This window comes from Dethiosulfatibacter aminovorans DSM 17477, assembly GCF_900142005.1.
GTDB classification, from domain to species: Bacteria; Bacillota; Clostridia; order Tissierellales; family Dethiosulfatibacteraceae; genus Dethiosulfatibacter; species Dethiosulfatibacter aminovorans.
Genome location: NZ_FQZL01000019.1, coordinates 25339 through 46712, shown reverse-complemented (window position 1 = coordinate 46712; position 21374 = coordinate 25339). Strand labels below are relative to the sequence as shown.

Here is a 21374-nt window from a genome sequence, read left to right as displayed (position 1 = left end):
CAAGAAACGTTTTCTTGTATTATACTGCAACCAAGATAAGAAGTTAAAAAACTTGGAGGTAGTAGATATGAGAAAACTTTCTTTTTTATTGGCACTAATAATGATTTTTGCCGTTGTAGGAACGGCCTGTTCCGGATCCGAGGCTGATGTTGCATCGGAAGACGGTGCAAAGAAATCAAATCAATTCGTAACAGTATTGACAGGAGGAAGCTCGGGAGCGTATTTTGCACTTGGAGGAACACTTTCCAACCTGCTTAATGAAAACCTTGACTATGTAAACTCTTCAGTTGAGTCCACAGGAGCATCTGCCGTAAACGCAACAAAGATTGGAAACGGAGAAGCTGAAATCGCTTTCGCTATGAACAATGTTGTAAGCTTTGCATACAACGGAGTTGAAAGCTTTGCTGAAAAAGGCAAGTTTGAGAGCATCAGAGGAATCACGGCTCTTTATCCGAACTTCTGTCAGGTTATAACCCTTGCGGATACAGGAATAACACAGATTGAAGATCTTGTAGGCAAAAGAGTCGGTGTCGGAGCACCTGGCAGCGGTGTTGAGGTTGATGCAAGAAACATCCTCAAGGCACATGACATAACTTACGATGACATAGAGGAAGACTATCTTTCATATGCAGAGTCTGTTGAGCAGATGAAGAACGGAACAATTGATGCTGCATTCCTTACTTCAGGACTTCCAAATGCTTCAATAATGGACCTTGCAACTACTCATGATGTAGTTATAGTAACAATAAGACCTGAAATGGTTGAGAAGCTTCAGGAAACAATTCCTTACTACAGCTCTGAAATCATTCCTGCAGGAACATATGACAACGAAGAAGATGTATATACTGCTGCAGTAAAGACCATACTTATCACAAGGGAAGACCTTGACGAAGATACAGTATATGACATCACAAAGACACTTTACGAGAATCTTGATGCCATGATAGATACTCACAATGCAGCAAAGCATATAGACATTGAGAAATTCAACGAAGGAGTGCCTGTACCACTTCACCCGGGAGCTGAGAAGTATTTCAGGGAAGTAGGAGTAATGGAATAACAGAATTGACATCAAGGATTTGTCCTGAATTATCAGGGCAAATCTATTATAATAGGAGGTAAAAATGAAAGAAAAACTTGAATTCCAGGAAGCCGAAATAGATCAAAGCGAACTTCTTGAGAAATACGATACGGAAGCCAGATTCAGGAAACTCGACAGGAATACAATTCCCGGACTTATAGTATTCATAGTATGCGTAGGACTGTCCCTTTTCCATCTTTATACAGCCTGGCAGGGTGCACTTGTAACCCTCATGCAAAGGGCTGTTCATACATCAATAATACTTGCACTTGTATTCATACTTTATCCATTCAGCAGTAAATCCAGAAAGGACAGGCCTACAGTGCTGGACTGGGGATTTTCAATCCTTTCACTGGCACTGGGAGCATATATAGTATTCGGATATAATTCCATAGTCCTTAGGGCGGGAATGCCCAACCAGACAGATGTCATACTTGGCCTTCTGGCAATCATAACAGTTCTGGAAGGTGCAAGAAGGATAGTGGGAAAGGAAATTGTAATACTGGCACTGATCTTCCTTGCCTATGCATACCTGGGACCGAAGCTTCCCGGCATGATGGCCCACAGAGGATACAATATAAAGCAGATAGCGGAATACATGTACCTTTCAACTGAAGGTATTTTCGGTATAGCAATAGGTGTTTCTTCTTCATACATATTCCTGTTCATACTGTTTGGATCATTTCTCCAGTCGTCGGGAATGGGACAGTTCTTCAATGACCTGTCTATGGCAATTGCAGGGTCCACAAAGGGTGGACCGGCAAAGGTTGCAGTTGTATCAAGCGGATTCCTTGGATCAATAAACGGTTCTGCAGTGGCAAATGTTGTTACCACAGGGGCGTTTACAATTCCATTGATGAAGAAAATAGGCTACGAGGATGAATTTGCCGGAGCGGTTGAAGCGGCAGCTTCATGTGGAGGGCAGATACTTCCTCCCGTAATGGGTGCTGCAGCATTCATAATGGCTGAATATCTTGGGATACCGTATATCAAGATAGCAATAAGCGCAATAATTCCAGCACTTCTCTACTATCTTGGAGTAATAGTGATGATTCACCTCAGGGCATCAAAGAACGGTCTTGAAGGATTGCCGAAGAGCCAGCTTCCAAAGGTATCCGAGGTTTTGAAGGAAAGAGGATTCCTTCTTGTACCCCTTATCGTATTGGTATACATGCTGGTAAGCGGAAAGACTCCGATATATGCAGCGTTTTTCTCAATACTTATGACAATAGGTCTTCAGGTTGTAGTACGAATTGCAAAGAAGGAGACAAAAGGCCTTTTCATGGACATAGTAAACTCCCTTGAAAGCGGAGCGAGAACCGCTCTGGGAGTGGCAATGTCATGTGCAGTGGTAGGTATAATAATCGGAGTGGCGACACTTACAGGATTCGGCCTCAAGCTTGCAGGAGCTATATTGTTCCTTGGAAACGGAGTGCTGATACTTACACTTTTCTTCACCATGATAGCTTGTATAGTTCTCGGTATGGGTCTTCCCTCAATACCTGCATATATAATCACGGCAACAATGGCAGCACCTGCCCTTGCTAAAATGGGTGTACCGCCGCTTGTATCGCACATGTTCGTATTCTACTTCGGAATGCTTGCGAACCTAACTCCTCCGGTTGCACTGGCGGCATTTGCAGGAGCGGGAATAGCAGGAGGAAATCCGGCAAAGACAGGTTTCCAGGCAGTAAAGCTGGCTCTTGCAGGATTCGTGGTACCTTATATATTCGCTTTCTCGCCTGCACTTCTTATGGTTGATGCATCACCTTTGATAATAGCGATAGCAGCTGTTACAGCCGTAATAGGAGTTGTTTCTCTGGGAGCAGCAGTGGAAGGCTATATGCTTGAAAAACTCAATGCAGTTTACAGGATAGGACTCTTTGCATCGTCAGTACTCCTCATGATACCCGGAGTGCCTACCGATATAATCGGGCTTCTGATATTCCTTGGAATAGTAACGGCACAGAAAGTTACAAAGGGAAAACTGGTAGAAGCATAATTACGTTCTCCTCCCCATATTTACATATCACAAATCCCGGAGAGCATCCAATCTCCGGGATTTAACCCTGTTGGGCAAGAGAGCAGGCATCCACGAAGAAAATTTTGTGGATGCCTGCTTTCTTGTATAATCATTTTCAAGAGTGATACAATTTGTGGGTGCTATCTTATGATCATGATTGGAATATCAATATGATGGACAACCTTGTTTGTTACACTGCCAAGGAGGAATCTTTTGCTAGTTGACATGCCATGGGTGCACATGACTACCAGGTCATATCCTTCGTTTTTGGCTTCGTCCAGTATTTCTGCTGCAGGGTCACCGATTACCACCTTTCCTTCGGCTTTTACACCCTTGCCTTTAAGGTGCTCTACTGTCTTAGCGACCATTTCTTCGTTTTCCACAATATTCTGAGGCTTGTCGGTTTGTGGAATGAAGCTGTCTGCATTTGGAGAAATCTCTTGAGTCTTATTCTCATCAGGAATAAAGTTGTCCGTATTCCTTGAGTGGGGATGATCATAAACGTTGAATACAGTCACCACACTGTCGTAGTTAGTGGCCAGTTTTTCAGCCGTATCCAGAACTTTTTGACAACCGATTGATCCATCAACAGGTAATAATACTTTTTTCATAGTCTGGTCCTCCTTTTTTTCATATATTTAGCATATATGATGTCTTGAAATCGTTTACAACTTAATTATAATGCAAATCTGAATCGTTTGTAAATTAGGCACTTCCATGTCCTTAGGTTACCTTTTGGTAACCATGTATACACTCGCACACTACGTGACTATTTGGTTACTATGTGAGAAAAAAGTGCGATATTGTCAAACATAAGTCAATCATGTATTATTAGTATAAGCAATTCAGAAATGAATTGTTCTCGTTTCCTGTTTATGGCCAAAAAGAGAAAACATTGACATTGCAAGGATTATGACGAACTTGGATTCTTAATACCGGGACTTTATATACCCCGTTGTTTTATTGGAGAATGGGTCAGTTGGCCCATTGAATGTTAAAAAATTAACAAAGATTTTGACGAAATAAATTCGTTGAAGAAATTAGTGGTGGATTTCTGCAAGAGGGTTTGATAATCACTTATATTTCAGGACGGGAAAACGTTGTTGGCGGCAAGTGTTGCCCCGTACTTGGGAAAATGTCAGAGTGATTATCTGCTGACAACACCGTTTCATGGATGACTTGATGAAACCGCTTTGTATAAAAAAATCTAGAGGTGATTTTATGAACTTTGCTTTAAAGGCAAAGAGAATCAAAAATGTATATTATTTTGTCCTTGCTGCTGCCATTGCCCAGCAGCTCTACATACCTGCCGACTATAAATACTTCCATTTGGCCCTTTTATTTTTGACGCTTATTACGGCAGACATGTACAAATTCGATTACAGGGATTATGCAAACGAATACAGGATACTATTCCTTATTGGATGCAGTACCCTTGTGGTGGTTGCAGATGGACTTTCACCAGTGGATTTCAGGATACTGTACTATATACTTATGTCTACAGCCATGTACTTTGTCATCAGACTAATACACGATACCGTCAAGGTGTTTTCCATGGGAGGTGAAGGCAAGAAATTCATTAACGACAGGAATGTAAAGCTTTTCAAAAACAATGGACTTTTCATGAGAGCTTATGGAAAGGCCCTTATAGCAATAATCGTTCTGGCTTTTATTTATATGATTTACGACTTAATCATTCTTGTCTAAGCTTAAGAGAGTTAAAAATGCATAAAGCCGAATACCACAAGAAAGCAGTTTTGCTGCGTAACAGGTATTCACAAACTAAGTATATGATGCCCAGGCATTCATATAAATTCAGAGAAATCTGAAAAAACATAATTTTTTAGGAGGATTCATTAATGTTAGGAGTTATATCAATCGTTCTTACTTTATCAATGCTAATATACTTTGCGTACAGAGGGGTTTCTGTACTGGTATTGGCACCTTTGCTGGCAATGCTTGCAACTGTTCTCTCGGGAGAGTATCCTGCACTGTTTGCATGGTCAAGTCTCTTCATGCCGTCTGCAACGGGATATCTGCAAAAGTATTTCCCTGTATTCCTTACAGGAGCAATATTCGGAAAGCTTATGGGAGTGTCTGGAGCTGCCAAGGTTATCGCACTATTCATCGCTGAAAAGATTGGAAAGGAAAGGGCAATAGTTTCAATAGTAATAGCAACATCCCTATTGACCTATGGTGGAGTTTCACTGTTTGTCGTTGTATTCGCTATGTATCCAATAGGAGCTACATTGCTAAGAGAAGCCAACATGCCTAAAAGGTTCCTTCCTGCAGCAATAGCCCTTGGAGCAGTTACATTCACCATGTCGGCAATTCCGGGAACACCACAGTATATAAACACAATGCCTACTGTATATTTCGGAACAGATATATATGCAGGACCTGTTCTAGGTACAATTGGTGCCTTGGTAATGTTTTTCATGGGTACAATCTGGCTTAATACCAGAATGAAGAAAGCTGTAGCCGGAGGTGAAGGATACGGAGAACATCCTGACGAGCAATTCGAGGCTGCCATGACAGATACCCTTCCTGGAAATGCAGTGTCATTTGCACCAATAATTCTTGTATTCGTAATAAACTTCTTACTTACAAACGTTTACTTCAAGAGTGAAGCGGTTGTTGCAAAATATGCGGAGTATGGCGGAGTAAACGGTACGTGGTCAGTTGTAGTTGCCTTGTCCGCAGCTATATTATTCTGTCTCTTTGCATTCAGAAACTACATGAGCAACAAGAACAAGATTGTATTCGAAGGAGCTGTTGGATCACTTCTGCCTGTATTCAATACAGCATCAGAGGTTGGTTACGGTGGAGTTATCAAGTCTCTTGCTGCCTTCACGACCGTAAAGCTTGCTCTTCTTGGAATGCAAATGCCTGGCATAATCAAGGTTGCAATAGCATCTCAAGTTCTTGCCGGTGTTGCAGGTTCTGCATCGGGTGGACTTGGTATAGCCCTTGATGTTCTTGGAAAGGAATTCATGAACATGGGTATGAACCCTGAAGCGATACACAGAATCATGGTTATGGCAGCAGGTGGACTTGACTCATTGCCACACAACGGCTTCGTTATAACGCTGCTTTCAGTATGCCACCTTAGCCACAAGGAATCATACATGGACCTTGGATTCTGTACAGTGGTAGCACCTATTGCGGCAACAATAGTAGCTATTGTCTTCTACATGGTAACAGGAATAGCGTAAATAGCATAAAAATGGAATCAGATCTTCCTGCTGGAATGATTTGGTTCCATAGCTTATTTGCTTTATTGATAAATAAAAATAAATTAAATAAAGGAAGTGTATCAATATGAATTACGAAAACATTATTTTTGAAGTTGAAAACGGAGTGGCAACTGTTACAATGAACAGGCCAAAGGCCCTTAATTCATTGAACATAGAAATATTGCAGGAACTCTCCCATGCTGTTAAGGAAGTAGCAGCAAATGATGAAATCATGGGTCTCGTAATAACAGGAGCTGGAAAAGCATTTGTTGCTGGTGCGGATATCGTACAGATGAAGGAATACAATGGAGAGCAGGCAAGAAACTATGCTACTTTTGGACAAAATGTCTTCAATGAAATAGAAACTCTTGAAAAGCCTGTTATTGCTGCTGTGAACGGTTACGCACTAGGTGGAGGAAACGAGCTTTGCATGGCTTGTGATATCAGGATAGCATCTGAAAAAGCTGTATTCGGACAGCCTGAAGTAAATCTTGGAATCCTTCCATTCTTTGGAGGAACTCAAAGACTGGGCAGACTTGTAGGAGCGGGAAGAGCAAAAGAGCTTGTTTTCACCGCTGCATATATAAAAGCTGATGAAGCTTACAGAATAGGACTGGCAAACAAGGTGGTTGAGCCGGACGCACTTATGGATGCTACAAAGGAAATGATGGCTACCATACTTACAAAATCTCCAATAGGCGTGAAATATGGAAAAGTGGCAGTCAACAAGGGACTCGATATGGACCTTAAGAATGCCCTTGAGCTTGAGACAAGTTTTGCAGGACTGTGCTTTTCTACAGAGGATCAAAAAGAAGGAATGAATGCCTTTGTAGAAAAGAGAGCAGCTGAATTCAAAAACAAGTAAGGAGGAATTTCCATGAAAATTATTACCGCTGCAGAAGCTGCAGGTCTAGTGAAGGATAAACAGACTCTTGTTGCAACCGGTTTCGTAGGATGCGGATCTCCTGAGGCTCTTTACTGTGCCCTTGAGGATAGATTCAAGGAAACGTCATCACCTAAGGATTTGACACTTTTTTATGCTGCCGGCATAGGAGACGGAGATTCAAGATCAATCAATCACTTCGCCCACGAAGGTCTTTTGAAAAGGGTAATAGGCGGACACTACAACCTTGCGCCCAAAATCGGACAGATGATTGTGGATGAGAAGATAGAAGGATACAACTTTCCCCAGGGAACCCTTTCGCAGATGTTCAGGGACATAGCGGGAAAAAGGATAGGAACCATAACCCATGTCGGTTTAAATACATTTGTGGATCCAAGGATTGAAGGTGGAAAGCTTAATAAAAAAACAACAGAGGAACTTGTAAAGGTTATAAATATTGAAGGCCAGGAAAGACTTCTCTATCTGCCGCACGATATTGATGTTGCATTTTTAAGAGGCTCCAGCGCTGATACAAAAGGAAATGTGACATTGGACAAGGAAGCGTTGACTTTTGAATCTACTGCTGTTGCCCAGGCTGCAAAGAACACCGGAGGAATAGTAGTAGTACAGGTAGAGAACATCGTTGAGGCAGGAACACTTGATCCAAGACTCGTAAAGATACCTGGAATATATGTTGACTATATAGTTGTATCTGAAATGAACGAGCATCATGAACAGGTTTTCGATACCAAGTACGATCCTGCTTTCTCTGGAGAGGCAAGGGTTCCAGTAGGAAGCGTCAAACCTCTTGACATGAATCAGAGAAAGATCATAGGAAGAAGAGCTGCAATGGAACTTCAGCCTGATGCGATTGTAAACCTTGGCATAGGAATGCCTGAGGCGATATCAATGGTTGCGAACGAAGAAGGCATAGGAGACTACATGACCCTTACTGTTGAAGCGGGACCAATCGGTGGAATTCCTGCAGGAGGAAAAGCCTTTGGAGCATCAACAAATCCGGAGTGTATACTTGACCAACCATACCAGTTCGATTTCTACGATGGTGGAGGACTTGACCTTGCATTCCTGGGACTTGCCCAGGCGGATTTGGCAGGAAATATCAATGTAAGCAAGTTCGGAACAAGGATTGCAGGATGCGGCGGATTCATCAATATCACCCAGAATGCAAAGAAGGTATTCTTCTGTGGAACATTCACAGTCGGAGGCCTTAAGGTTGATGTTGAAGACGGAAAGCTTAAGATCTTGAGCGAAGGAAAAAGCAAGAAGTTCATAGAGGAAGTGCAGCAGATAACTTTCAGCGGCGACTATGCCAACAAGGTTAATCAGCCGGTTATGTACATAACCGAGAGAGCAGTCTTCGAGCTTACCAAGGATGGATTAATGCTTACTGAGATAGCACCTGGTATGGACCTTCAAAAGGACATACTCGACCAGATGGATATAAAGCCTGTCATTTCCAAAGATTTGAAAGTCATGGACGAAAGAATATTCAGGGACGAAGTGATGGGACTTGGAGAGGAAGCTATTTCAGCTTGATTTCAATATTTCAGGCAAGTATTCATCATTTGCTTTACGGACAGCAGATATGTTTTGAGGGGATATCGTATTATAGATTTTTATAAATGAAATAAAAGACTTGCAGGTTGATATTTGAAGATATCAATTTGCAGGTCTTTCTTTTAGTCTTTTTTTAGCTTTCTTATCTGCAGCAGACATATCTTGCTATGAGGCCGTAGCCGTTTATTCTTTCGGTATAGATGTTTATCCTGTCACCGTCGGGAACCATTTCATAAAGCTTGTATTCCATATCCTTGAATATGAAGGTGTGCTTTGCAAAATCTGAAATCCCATAGGGAAGAATGGGTACTATTTGGTCAATCCCCCCGTAGGTAAGATAACCGTCTTCTATATAAGTTTCCGTACCGACCGCATCGGGAACTCCTGCTCCGAAATTCTGGAATCTTGTCCTGTCAAGAATCATATTGTATTCATCGTCTATCCTGAATATCTCTTCCCAGGGAGTAAGCTCCACGGAATGTGTCCATCTCATGGTGAATTCGTCTCCAGGAGAGATATTGAAAAACAGTATGGTTCGACCTGCCTGATAGTGCTCCAGTGTCAATATATTCACCTCAACGAAGAGGGGTGCAATAAGTACTGCTGCAATCAATATTATTATCATTATTTTTTTCATATCATGCCTCCATGTTTATATAGTAGTATTATTTCATGAATAGGGCAATGGTTATTGATTATGTTGCAGTATATGTAGATGAGCCGCAAAATAAAGCGTATATTATCGATGCTGCACAAACTTCGGGAAAACGTTTGAACCGCTGATGAATCGCTGAGTCTCCAGCGGTTCAAAAATGATTGAATCCCCAAGTACGTTGTTTCAACAGTACTTGGGGGTTTTCTGCCTTGAAGTTGAGTAATCTCTGACTCAAAAGGGGTTGCTGCAATCGTCCTGGATTCGAAACGATTGAAAATACTGGATTTCAGCCATTGCTAAAAATTGGCACGGGAATTGCAATTATGTAGGTGAGCTCATGAAAGATTAAATTAATATAAAACCTATGTAATGTTTTGAAAGGAGTTAATGTATGAGACCATTAGAAGGAATTAAAGTACTGGACTTTACCCAGGCTCACGCAGGAAGTTTGGCAACGATGATTTTGGCAGACTTTGGGGCCGAGGTAATAAAGATTGAAAGGGCAGGTGTAGGCGACCTTGCAAGATACTGGGCACCATTTAAGGGCGAGGACAGCGCATACTATGCATACCTTAACAGAGGAAAGAAGAGTATAAGCATTAATGCATCATCAGAGGAAGGAAAGGAAATCATAAAGAAGCTCGTAGCTGAAGTGGATGTTGTATGCGAAAACTTCAAATATGGAAGCATGAAAAGAATGGGACTTGATTATGAAGAACTGAAAAAAATCAATCCATCCATAATATATGCAGCACTTAACGGATTTGGACAGACGGGACCTTTCAAGGAAGTTATAGGACTTGACCTTCAACTACAGTCAATGAGTGGATTAATGGACAGGACAGGTTTCCCCGACGGACCTCCAACAAAGGTAGGTGCTGCAATGGGAGACCAGTTCAGTGGAACTTACCTTGCAATGGCTATTAACCTTGCCCTTATACACAGAAAGAAAACAGGCGAAGGACAGATGGTAGACATTGCAATACTTGACTCTCTGTTCTCAATACTTGAAGCGGCTCCTATGACTAAATGTCTTAGAGGAAGCGTTCCTCCAAGGGTAGGAAATTCATATCCATCAATCTCTCCATACGATGCTCTTGAAACAAACGACGGATATGTTGCAGTAGGTATATCTACAGACAGACAGTGGCAGAAATTCTGCGATGCACTGGGATTGGATCACTTGAAGGAGGATCCTAGATACATCAACAATGAGAAAAGAGGAGACAACTACGAGTCTGGACTTAAGGATGCCCTTGAAGCAGTCACTAAAACTATGTCCAAGTTTGATATTGAGGACAAGTTGAGAGAGGCAAGACTTGCATGTGGAGCTGTATATACGGTGAAGGAAGCAATGGGAACTGATCATGTCAAGGAACGAGAAATGCTTGTAGAAGTTGAAGACAAAAAACTTGGAAAGATCAAGGTTCCGGGACTAGTTATAAAAATGGGAGAGACTCCGGGACAGATTACTAGCCCGGCACCTCTTTTAGGAGAGCATACGGAACAATACTTGAACAAGATTGGATATTCAGCAGACCAGATTAAGGGACTTCAGGAAAACAATATCGTAGAACTAGTATAAATTTAACGGAAGGAGATATACCATGAAAGTATTAGAAGGCGTTAAGGTAATAGATTTTACACAGGCATACAGCGGACCGTTCTGCACGATGAATCTGGCCGACTTCGGTGCAGAGGTAATAAAAATAGAGAGAAGAGGAATGGGAGACCAGTCACGTGAATGGACACCGCTGGAGAACGGACACAGCGGATACTATGCTGCCATCAACAGGAACAAGAAGGGAGTATCCCTTGATATAGCAAGCGAAGAGGGAAGAAAGGTAATCCTCGACATGGTTAAGGATGCAGATATAATCGTACAGAACTTCAAGGTTGGAACTCTTGACAAGTTTGGTCTTGGATACGAAGACATGAAGAAGGTCAACCCAGGAATAATCTATGCATGTATATCAGGATTTGGACAGTACGGACCATTGCACCACCTTGCAGCATATGACAACGTTGTTCAGGCAATGACTGGTATCATGGAGATGACCGGAGATCCTGAAGGAATACCTACAAAAGTTGGTCCAGCCATAGGCGACAACTTTACAGGTCTTTACATGGCAACTGCCATCACAATGGCATACCTTCACAAGCTTAACACAGGTGAAGGTCAGAAGCTTGACGTTGCAATGTATGATGCAATATTCTCCATTCTTGAAAGCCCCATACTTTTCGAGACTGTTCTTGGAGAAACCTGTACAAGGACCGGTAATGCAGATCCTGCAACACTTGTACCATATGACGTATACAAATGCAAGGATGGATATTTCTCAGCAGGTATAGCAAGCGACAGACAATGGCCAAGTTTCTGTGAGGCTATAAAGATGCCTGAGCTTATTGAAGATCCAAGATTTGTGGAAAATGGAATAAGATGTGAAAACTATGCACCTTTCACTGAAATAGTTTCTGACTTTTTCGCACAGAAGACTAGAAGCGAGCTGGCGGACATCTTTGTAGAGGCAGGAGTTCCAAATGCACCTGTATTCGACATACCTGAGGTAATGGAACATCCACAGATAAAGGCAAGAGACATGATGCTTGAAATGGATGATCCGGGAGTTGGAAAGCACCTTGCCATAGGAAATCCAATGAAGCTTAGCAAGACTCCTCCGGTTTTGGAGCATGGAGCACCTCTTCTCGGGCAGGACACTGAAGCCGTGCTGAAGAGCATAGGGTACGATGATAATAAAATCAAGGAACTGTTCTTGAACGAAGTAATTTAATAAAAAATTTACATTCCCTGCCTGGCATGGTATATTCATGTCAGGTGTGGAATCATTACAGGAGGAAGTATTAATGGATAAAAACAAGAGAAATTCTGGTCTAAATGATAGATTTGAAGTCTTACTGATGAGTGTCAGTGTATTGCTCATTGCCTTTATTGTGGGATATCTCACCTTGTATCCCGAACAGGGAAAGGTTGCAGCCAATTCAGTACTAAGTATGCTTACTAACACCTTTGGTTCAACAATGCAATTATTCACGGTTTTGGTTGTAGGTTTTCTGGTAGTTATTGCTCTGTCGAAATATGGAGACATCCGTCTTGGAAATTCCAAGCCTCAGTATTCAACACTTAGCTGGGTTGCAATGATGTTCTTTTGCGGCAACGGTGCGGGAACTGTCTACTGGGCATTTCTGGAGTGGGGATGGCATTTCAATGCAGCTCCGCAGCTTAACGGAGTTGCAGTAAGCGAAGCTGTAAATTACGAGCTTTCAATGGCCTATACATTCTTTGACTGGGGTCCTTCGGCGTGGGCGCTTCTATGCGTATTTGTTCTTCCATTTGCATATCACTATTATATCAAGGGAGACAGCGAGCTTAGATTCAGCGTACTTTGCAAATATTCACTTGGAGAAAAGGCAGTAAGAGGATGGTTCGGAAAGGTAGTTGACTTCATATTCATATTTGCAGCTGTCGGTTCTATAAGTATTACTGCAGGTACCTCGGCATCAACAATATCTGCAGCCCTTGCCGATCTTTTGGGAATAAATCAGACTTTCACACTTACTACAATGGTTCTTATTGGAGTGGCACTTCTTTACTCTGTAAGTTCGTTTGTTGGAATTGAAAAGGGAATGAGGAGGATAAGCGACTCAAATGTTTACCTTTGTATGACCCTTCTAGGCTTCATATTCATAGTTGGACCTACACAATTCATTATAGACTCAATGGTTAATTCGGTTGGGTTACTGTCACAGGAATATATGAGGATGAGTCTTTGGACGGATCCAATTGCAAGGACCGGATATCCCCAGGGATGGACAGCCTTCTATCTTGTATACTGGCTTACCTTCGGACCTTTTACCGGACTTTTCGTAGCAAAGATATCAGAGGGAAGAAAGATCAAGGAAGTCATTGCAAACATGCTCATAAGCGGACCTTTGGGACTCTTGCTCTTCTTTGGAATCATCGGCGGATACCAGCAGTCATTGAGAGTCAAGGGAATACTGGATATTCCAAACATGCTGGTTACAGGCCAGGCCGAGCAGATTGCAACTGCTACAATAAATTCTCTTCCTCTTTCGAAGATAGTCATGGTGGTCTACCTTTTCGTAATCGTATTGTTCCTTGCTACGACTCTTGATGCAGCATCATTCACACTGTCGTCAACAGTTTCCAAGAAGCTTAAGGCTACTGAGGAGCCGAATCCATTCTTGAAGCTGGTATGGTGTCTTGTTCTCGTAGCTCTACCTATAGCGATATCCTTCATAGGAACAGACATAGGCACAATCAAGTCAATAGTACTCTCTACGGGACTGCCCCTTGTGGTAATACTTGTCATAATCTACCACGGTTTCCTGAGAGAAATGTTCTCTGATTTCAGCAATATGTCAAGAGAAGATATTATCAAGCATACTGCTATAAAGGAATTGGATGATGGTGTAGCAATAACTGAAGCAAAATAAGTAAAATAGATATTAAAACGACTTGGAATGAAACTTGTATGATGAGGATTGATTTTATGAAAGATATCGAGAAAAACGAAATAGAAATCACGATAAAAATAGATACGGTAATGCCCCTTAGGGATGCCAAGGCGATTGTGGAAAGAGAGCTTATCACCAAGGTCATGGAAAAGGTCAAGAGCACATACAAGGCGGCGGAAATCCTTCAGGTAAGCCAGGCAACAATATCAAGAAAATCCAAGAGATACAATGACGAGATTTATTATTAAAAAGGAAATCTGTATTTTGTATTAGAAATTGTTGTACAACAATAATCCAGCCATAGTTCTAAAAAATCCAGCAACGTGATAAAGCTCGCGTTGCTGGATTTTAACATTTGTAGTACCATATTTGTTCAGTTAATGACACTTATTACTGTATATCTTTCCTAAACCATTTGCCGTTTTGATTGAATTGAAAACAGACTCTTCAGTTATGGTAAAAGGTTCTGACAATATTTCCTTCACAGAATGTTTGGCAATTATTCGTATAGTGTCATCGTTATCCTCAATACCCATTTCACCAAGAGTTACAGGCAAACCCACACTTGTGCAAAAGCCCATTACTTCATCAATGAGTTCTGGCGACTTGTTCTCAAGTACCAGCTGACATATTGTTCCAAAGGCAACCTTTTCTCCATGAAAATATGAATTTGCTTCTGGAAGTTCGGTTAACCCAGTGTGAATCCCATGTGCACCGGCACATCCTGTATTTTCAAATCCCAATCCACTAAGGAGGATATTTGCCTCAACAACATCCTCAAAAGCTTCAGTGCAACATCCATTTTCGGCTGCAATCTTTGCATGTAATCCCTTTTCAATAAGTGTTTCATAGCATAGTTTTGCTATCATCATTCCCAACATTGTTCTTCTATATCCTTCACCAACGTAATTTTCAGTATCCGAAGCCTCATTAGCCAATGCCTCAAAATATGTTGCAAGCGCATCACCCATACCTGACACCAATAGCCTTACAGGTGCCCTGCAAATAATAGCTGTATCTACAAGTACTATGTCAGGATTTTTCTTATGACAAATGAAGTCACTGTGTATTCCTTCATCAGTATATATAACGGTTAATGCACTGGTAGGCGCATCTGTCGACGCAGCTGTTGGAACTATGATTACAGGAATTGAAAGTTCCCCTGATACTGCCTTGGCAGTATCTAGAGTTTTACCTCCACCAATGCCCACTATCACATTAGATTTAAATTTTTCAGATTCTAACTTGAACCTGTTTATTTCCCTCACTGAACATTCTCCACTAAATTTCACGTAGTTTACATTTGAATCATCTTGATATATTTTTCCAAGCAATGCTTTTATATCATTAAACAAAAAACCATCTATTATCACCGACACGTTCTTGCCATAAAGATCCGTATATTTATATAGATTGTTCAATTCATTTTGTCCCTGTATGTACTTTCCAGGACTTCCAAAACCTCTAGATATATTACCTGTCATTTTTCTTCTCCCCAAAAAGTGATTTAAGTCTTAAGTGCATTGATTCTTTCAGATTGACGGTCAGTTGAAACATCACGACCGATAATAAAAAGATAGGCAAATTAGATATCCACCTATCATTTTTCAAATCAAATATTGTTAATTCTACTGGCTTATATCTTTTAATTCTTCAATGGTGTCTTCCTGGTATTCATACTTCTTAACATCCTTAACCATTACAAAAACACTTATAGCTGCTCCAAGCTCAAGTAGAATCGCTGGGAATCCACCAAGGTTTGACAAAGTTTTTATACCTGCAACACCACCAGTTGCACTAATCATTATATAAGCTATTCCACCTATCAATACTCCCCAGATCACTTTTGCAAAAGTTGGCGCTTCCTGGTTCTCAACAGAAATATTCTTTATTGATAGTCCGCTCATTGAATTTGTAGTCGAATCAAATGCTGTAATTGCAGTGATAAATACAATAACTAGAAAGAACGGTATTATCAAACCTGACAGTGGGAGTTCCCTCAGCAATGCATAACCAACACCCTCGGGTCCTACGGTTTCCAATACATTTACAAGATCACCCTGCCGGTCATTTGAAAATTAACTGCAGTTCCACTGAATATTGTCATCCAAAGTCCACTGAACAAAGATGGCATGATAAAGTTGATATTTAGAAGTTCTCTTATTGTACGTCCATAAGCTATCCTGCCAAGGAAGCAAGCTGTAACAGGAGCCCATGCCATCCAAACTGCCCAGTAGAACGTTGTCCACCACTGTGGCCACATATCCCCTGAAGATGCTCCTGTGAAAAGGTTCTTTTCGAAGAATCCTGAAAGATAACCTCCGAAGGCTTCCGTTCCAAGGTTCAGGAAGTATGCTGTAGGTCCTGCTATAAATACAAATCCTACAATAACATAATAAATCTGCATGTTTATGTTTGATAAGATTTTAATACCCTTCATTAAACCGGTACTTGAAGATATTACAAATGTTACAACAACAATTACCGAAAGTATAAACCATGTTGCTGGATTACTTTCTATTCCTACTATGGAATTCAAAGCCCCTGCCATGTTAAGTACTGCAGTTCCAAAAGCCGCTGCAGCTCCTGCACCAAGACAAAACATGCAAATAGCATCAACTATTTGATAAAACTTGTCTCCTTCAACCTTGCCAGATATAGGTGCAAGTTGTGAACCTATGCTGAAAGGCTTCTTCATGTTATAGAAAGCAATAGCAAAAAGCATTGTCGGCAGCGCATAAAACGCATAGGGTGTAAATGTCCAGTGAAGATACATGGTTTCCATGGCATACTTTGCAGCTTCAGGCGAAAATGGATCCATACCCAATGATGAGGGTGGATAAGCTAAATGATACATAGGCTCAGCTGTTCCCCAAAATACTATACCTGCCGCCAAAGTTGTACATAGAGTAATTGCAAACCAATTTGCTTTAGACATCAATGGTTCGGCTTTCTCTCCACCAATTTTAATCTTACCCAACGGTGATAGATAAGCTACTACAACCGCCAATAATGCTACCATACCTATCATGCTAAATGCCCATCCAAACTGACTTATCATCCAATTGCTGGCTGTTGTAACAGCACTCATGAATGAATCCGGGCTTAGAAAGTTAAAAATCAATGCTCCTGTCAACAATACAAATGCAGGCCAAAACGCTATCCCTCTAATTTGTTTAAACATAAATTCCTCCTATATTTTCCTGTATAATCTAAATGTTATTATTCTTATTTTTCTTATGCTACCTCCGGTAGGTTATTCAATATTACCAATATTGTTTTGCATGCATTTAAACAATAAAAAAAGATAAGCAGACTTCCTCCAAGGAAGTTACTTATCTCCGTCTCCAGTAACTATCTATAATTATATAAAACGTTTGCATCGATGTCAAGAGTTAAATCAAATGCCATGTCACAAACATCCATTTCAAATAATACTTTGTTTCCAACCCAAAGGTGTTACAGATACTATCCTGTCATGTTCTATCGCATATATGTCACTTTCTTTTTCTGCAAACTCAACCATTGGATCCGGTACCGTCTCAAGAATTAGTCTTTCATCGAATTTTTTGCGATCAGGAGCCTTGAATATGGAATGACTAAACCTGCTTTGGGTTGTCATTCTAATCTCCGTATCCATCTCCACACTATTGGGTATGTTTACATTATAAATACTGATTTCATCTGCAAATCCATTTTCCAATACATCCAATACGATTTTCTTAATGGTCTTTTCAACAATAGTCCAGTCAATTTCCATGAAGTTTTCAGTCCTCTGTTCATTCAGCGGTACTTCATATGAAAAGGCTATCGTTTTTATTCCATGGCTGAATGCTTCATATGCAGCTCCTATAGTCCCGCTGCATGTCAATGATATTCCCAGATTAACCCCATAGTTGATTCCGGATATGCACAGGTCAGGCTTTCTGGAAGCAAGTTCAAGTATTCCATGGGCTACGGCCTGAGCCGGTGAACCATGGACTCCATAACCATATATGCTTTGATTAGCATCAAGACATATTTTTTCTATAATACCCGTATCTTCATTCCTTGGAAAGGATCTTCCCATCCCAGTCTGTTGGAACCGAGGGGCAACAATTAAAATATCAGCAACAGACTTAACCGCTCTAACAGCAGCCTTAATACCGGGAGATAAAATCCCATCATCATTTGTTATCAATATATAAGGTCTCACTTCACGTCTCCTTTAATCACAATCCAATCTAGTATTTGTCTTGCCTTCAATCAAAAACATTACCCGGATTCCATAGACCATCAGGGTCATATAGGTTCTTTCTTTGCTTCAGCAAATCTTTTTTATTCTTAGAAATTAAATTGATGTAGATATCCTTTTTGATTTTTCCTATTCCATGTTCATTAAACACATCAGCATTATCACTGAAGGCATCTTCAGACCATCTAAGCAGCATCTGTTTTCCAGTTTCATACTCTGCATAATCCTTATACAGTATATTTACGTGGAGATGATTATCCATCACATGTCCAAAAATACTGATTTCCAATCCTCTTTCATAAGCCGACTTCCTGTAATATTCAACAGTTTCAGAAACGCCCCTGTCTTTCCACATAATATCCGTAGCAAGTTTTCCTGTTGTCTTTTTTTCCCTGACCGTTCTTATTGAGTTGTTTATGGATTCAGGTGCTGCGTGCCTCATCACTCTTATTTTTTCTACTTCTTTCTGTCCATTTACAGCCCATGCAGTAGACGGATCACTTCCATATTCTTCAGCCGTCTCCATTAATTCCTCTGCCATTTCCAGAACCGAATCTTCATCATTTCCGTGAATTTCTACATATACCATTCCCTTAGTTCCTTCAGGTACTTCCGGAATAGCCTTTAAACTTGATGATGTTTCCTTCATTTCATAAATATGCTCAAGTGAAATATCATCAATGTATTCAACTGCAACAACATAAGACTCTTTTCCTTTTAAATCCATCATTCTCACGTTATCCAACCACTTGAGGAGTGGTTTTTCATAATTGAAGAAAAATACTATACCCCAGGTTTCCTTCGGGATTTTTATTAATTTCAATTCACATTCAACTACTAAACCAAACATACCTTCAGATCCAAAATAATCGCTAAAAGAAGAATCACTTTCAGTTAAAACAGATACGTTACCAGAGATGTCGAGTACAGTTAATTCACTTACATAATTTGATACATCGCCATAATGATAATGACTTATACCCTTGGCAGATGTAGCCAGAACTCCACCAACCGTGGCTAAAGTCTCCGTTGGCTCCGGAGGCCAAAAAAGATCATTTCTTGAAAGTTCACTCTTCAATTCATCAAGAACCGTTCCACATTTAACCCTGACCCGATGAGTACCATCCACCTTTTCAACACCGCTAATACCTGAAAACCTACTCATATTCATAGCATGACCTTTTACAGGTACGGACCCGCCGCATATTCCAGTCATACTTCCCTGTATGGTTACAGGAACCTTGTTTTTTTTCATTTCCATCAGTATGTACTTCATCTCATCAATATCTTTCGGAAACGATATGCTTTCAAATGAACCAGAAAATTTTGATTCATCGGTTAAGTAATCATCATAAGTGCTGCTATATTTTTCAATAGAATTCTCATACATAAAAAAACATCCTTAAATTCAATCTTTATCCGAGTCTATAAGTTTGAAAATTTCCTCGAGTACTTTTTCATAATCCATTACTATACCTATATCTGATTTCTTGAAGATAGCTGCATTCTCATCCTTGTTGATTGCTACAATAAATCCACTCTTATCAATTCCTGTAGAAAATGCAGCTGCACCAGATACTCCTGACGCAATGCAGACATCAGGTTTGCAGACTGTGCCGGATACACCAACAAGCTTTTCCATTCCAACCCATGCATTCATTGCAACCGGTCTGCTGACACCTATGTCAAAGCCCAGATTTTCTGCAGTTTCAGTAAACTTCTCAATACTTTCCCTGCTTCCTACACCCTTGCCGAATACAAGTATCTTATTGGAATTCGACAAGTCATATTTCTGTACTTTTTCTGATATCTCAACCTCTTCAATCCATTCGTACTTTGCTATATCAGGTTCTTTTTTTATTTCTTGTTCTTGAGCAGTCAAGCAACAGCCTGGTAAATCCTCTCCGGTTGATGTCGATTTACTTATTGAAATGCAAAAAGGCGCTTTCCTCATTAGAAATTCACCGGTAAGATTACTCGAATAGACCGGCTTCTCTGCAGAGATGCCTTCCTTCAGCACCTTTACACTTTCTACACCCAATATACTGGTTCCATTAATCCTGACGCCCAGTCTTGCAGCCAGCTCCTTACCCCCATCAGTTCCCGGAAACAAAACCACATCGGGGATATTATTGCCAAACTCCTCTACAACAGCATCAAGAAACTCTTCAGGCAAGTAACCTGTGGTGTTTTCCAAACCTTTCCATGAAATACCAGCTTTTGAAGGAATCTCAATCTGTCCTTTCGGGTTATTGCAAAAAACATAATATTCAATTTCAAATCCATCGAAGTTATTTTCTACAAAACACCTGATCTGACGGATATGCGTCAAATAATCCTTCAAGTAACCATTGATAATCCCAACTATCTTCATGCCTTCACCCTGTCCTTCAAATACTCAATATATATCTTTTCGGCAATTTCCAAAGGAGAATCTCCGCTGATCATCTTGCAACATCTGGTCCTGTCTCTTGTTTTCAACTCAATCAATTCATAGGAATTCTGACACATCACTGCGTCGGTTCCATTTACATTTCTGGTATATTCTAGAGCCTTCATATTCTTGACTGCAAGTCTGTCCTTTAGTGTGGGAATTCTCAAATAGGTACTGGCGACATTTCCGACAGCAAAAATAACAGGCCCTGCAACTTTTTGATTTATAATAATAGAGTCTGTCTGGCTTTCAATATTAAATTGTCCATTGTCCTCCTGAATGGATATCCCTCCCTGAATACAGGGTATTTGTAGTTTTTCAGAAAGTATGAATGGAGTCATGCCATTGTCTCCGGGTGTGCTTTGCATTCCTAAAAGCATGACATCGAAAGGACCTTCTTGTAGCGAATAATCCTTAATAATCCCGGCAACCATCCAGGGGTTAAAAACCAAATCTTTTCCTTCTCTTGATGATACAACTTTGTTGAAGCCAAGAGCATACAGGTTTTTTGTTGTCCTTGACGAAAGGTTGCTATCTACTGTAAATGCCGTCAATTCAACAACTTCATTTTTCTCATTTATTTCATCGCGAAGCTTCAGTCCTAATTCCAATGCACTCTCATCATAGGGGTTTATCATCTTTTTTACATATGTTGTTTCGACAGTGCCGGTCTCTGCTGGAGACCAATCACTGTCAGACAACATATCCAAATCCGGTACTGTTTTAAAACATACAAGGATTTTTTTCATTTCA

The 21374-nt window shown here is 40.6% G+C and carries 17 protein-coding genes and 1 pseudogene; 10 read left to right on the top strand and 8 right to left on the bottom strand.

Annotation, left to right across the window (positions count from 1 at the left end; all coding sequences use genetic code 11):
* The first annotated feature begins 67 nt into the window (after nucleotides 1–67).
* Together BUB05_RS12155 and BUB05_RS12150 are read left to right on the top strand one after the other, a co-directional pair.
* The gene (locus BUB05_RS12155; protein ID WP_073049888.1) at nucleotides 68–1060 is read left to right on the top strand and encodes a TAXI family TRAP transporter solute-binding subunit; all 993 of its coding nucleotides are present in this window, start codon (nucleotides 68–70) and stop codon (nucleotides 1058–1060) included.
* A 64-nt stretch (nucleotides 1061–1124) separates the two neighbouring features.
* On the top strand, nucleotides 1125–3083 hold the full coding sequence (locus BUB05_RS12150; RefSeq protein WP_073049887.1) for a TRAP transporter permease: 1959 nt from the start codon (nucleotides 1125–1127) through the stop codon (nucleotides 3081–3083).
* Between the two features lie 161 nt (nucleotides 3084–3244).
* Here the strand turns inward: BUB05_RS12150 and BUB05_RS12145 are convergent, their stop codons facing one another.
* Nucleotides 3245–3715 carry a universal stress protein gene (locus BUB05_RS12145; protein WP_073049886.1) on the bottom strand — a complete coding sequence of 157 codons (471 nt, stop codon included), beginning with the start codon at nucleotides 3713–3715 and terminating at the stop codon, nucleotides 3245–3247.
* 610 nt (nucleotides 3716–4325) lie between these two features.
* Here BUB05_RS12145 and BUB05_RS12140 point away from each other — a divergent pair.
* The 4 genes from BUB05_RS12140 (at nucleotide 4326) to BUB05_RS12125 (ending at nucleotide 8780) form a co-directional block, all read left to right on the top strand.
* Entirely contained in the window at nucleotides 4326–4811 is a 486-nt protein-coding gene (locus BUB05_RS12140) for a hypothetical protein (protein WP_073049885.1), read from the top strand.
* A gap of 152 nt (nucleotides 4812–4963) precedes the next feature.
* Nucleotides 4964–6319: a GntP family permease gene (locus tag BUB05_RS12135; protein ID WP_073049884.1), complete on the top strand. Its 1356-nt coding sequence runs from the start codon at nucleotides 4964–4966 to the stop codon at nucleotides 6317–6319.
* Between the two features lie 106 nt (nucleotides 6320–6425).
* A complete protein-coding gene (locus BUB05_RS12130; protein ID WP_073049883.1) occupies nucleotides 6426–7205 on the top strand; it encodes an enoyl-CoA hydratase-related protein in 780 nt (259 codons plus the stop codon).
* Nucleotides 7206–7217: 12 nt separating this feature from the next.
* The gene (locus tag BUB05_RS12125) at nucleotides 7218–8780 is read left to right on the top strand and encodes an acyl CoA:acetate/3-ketoacid CoA transferase (protein ID WP_073049882.1); all 1563 of its coding nucleotides are present in this window, start codon (nucleotides 7218–7220) and stop codon (nucleotides 8778–8780) included.
* A gap of 163 nt (nucleotides 8781–8943) precedes the next feature.
* Here the strand turns inward: BUB05_RS12125 and BUB05_RS12120 are convergent, their stop codons facing one another.
* Nucleotides 8944–9438, bottom strand: coding sequence for a DUF1850 domain-containing protein (locus BUB05_RS12120; RefSeq protein WP_073049881.1), 495 nt, complete (start codon nucleotides 9436–9438; stop codon nucleotides 8944–8946).
* Nucleotides 9439–9847: 409 nt separating this feature from the next.
* On the opposite strand from BUB05_RS12120, the gene BUB05_RS12115 reads away from it, so the two are divergent.
* The 4 genes from BUB05_RS12115 (at nucleotide 9848) to BUB05_RS12100 (ending at nucleotide 14201) form a co-directional block, all read left to right on the top strand.
* Nucleotides 9848–11041: a CaiB/BaiF CoA transferase family protein gene (locus tag BUB05_RS12115; RefSeq protein ID WP_073049880.1), complete on the top strand. Its 1194-nt coding sequence runs from the start codon at nucleotides 9848–9850 to the stop codon at nucleotides 11039–11041.
* A 22-nt stretch (nucleotides 11042–11063) separates the two neighbouring features.
* Nucleotides 11064–12248: a CaiB/BaiF CoA transferase family protein gene (locus BUB05_RS12110; protein WP_073049879.1), complete on the top strand. Its 1185-nt coding sequence runs from the start codon at nucleotides 11064–11066 to the stop codon at nucleotides 12246–12248.
* Nucleotides 12249–12321: 73 nt separating this feature from the next.
* Nucleotides 12322–13932: a BCCT family transporter gene (locus tag BUB05_RS12105; RefSeq protein ID WP_175548560.1), complete on the top strand. Its 1611-nt coding sequence runs from the start codon at nucleotides 12322–12324 to the stop codon at nucleotides 13930–13932.
* A gap of 56 nt (nucleotides 13933–13988) precedes the next feature.
* Entirely contained in the window at nucleotides 13989–14201 is a 213-nt protein-coding gene (locus BUB05_RS12100; protein WP_073049878.1) for a helix-turn-helix domain-containing protein, read from the top strand.
* A 129-nt stretch (nucleotides 14202–14330) separates the two neighbouring features.
* Here BUB05_RS12100 and BUB05_RS12095 read toward each other — a convergent pair whose 3' ends face one another.
* The 6 genes and pseudogenes from BUB05_RS12095 to BUB05_RS12070 all read right to left on the bottom strand — a co-directional run bounded on the left by BUB05_RS12095 (nucleotide 14331) and on the right by BUB05_RS12070 (nucleotide 21370).
* Complete coding sequence (locus tag BUB05_RS12095) at nucleotides 14331–15437, bottom strand: glycerol dehydrogenase (protein ID WP_073049877.1); 1107 nt, start codon at nucleotides 15435–15437, stop codon at nucleotides 14331–14333.
* A gap of 144 nt (nucleotides 15438–15581) precedes the next feature.
* A pseudogene (locus BUB05_RS12090) lies at nucleotides 15582–17137 on the bottom strand (BCCT family transporter).
* A gap of 243 nt (nucleotides 17138–17380) precedes the next feature.
* Nucleotides 17381–18148, bottom strand: coding sequence for a 5'/3'-nucleotidase SurE (surE, locus tag BUB05_RS12085; RefSeq protein ID WP_073049876.1), 768 nt, complete (start codon nucleotides 18146–18148; stop codon nucleotides 17381–17383).
* Between the two features lie 46 nt (nucleotides 18149–18194).
* On the bottom strand, nucleotides 18195–19577 hold the full coding sequence (locus BUB05_RS12080; RefSeq protein WP_073049875.1) for an FAD-binding oxidoreductase: 1383 nt from the start codon (nucleotides 19575–19577) through the stop codon (nucleotides 18195–18197).
* Nucleotides 19578–19595: 18 nt separating this feature from the next.
* Complete coding sequence (locus tag BUB05_RS12075) at nucleotides 19596–20561, bottom strand: electron transfer flavoprotein subunit alpha/FixB family protein (RefSeq protein ID WP_073049874.1); 966 nt, start codon at nucleotides 20559–20561, stop codon at nucleotides 19596–19598.
* Entirely contained in the window at nucleotides 20558–21370 is an 813-nt protein-coding gene (locus tag BUB05_RS12070) for an electron transfer flavoprotein subunit beta/FixA family protein (RefSeq protein WP_073049873.1), read from the bottom strand. The genes BUB05_RS12075 and BUB05_RS12070 overlap by 4 nt, the downstream gene beginning before the upstream one ends.
* Nucleotides 21371–21374: the final 4 nt, after the last annotated feature.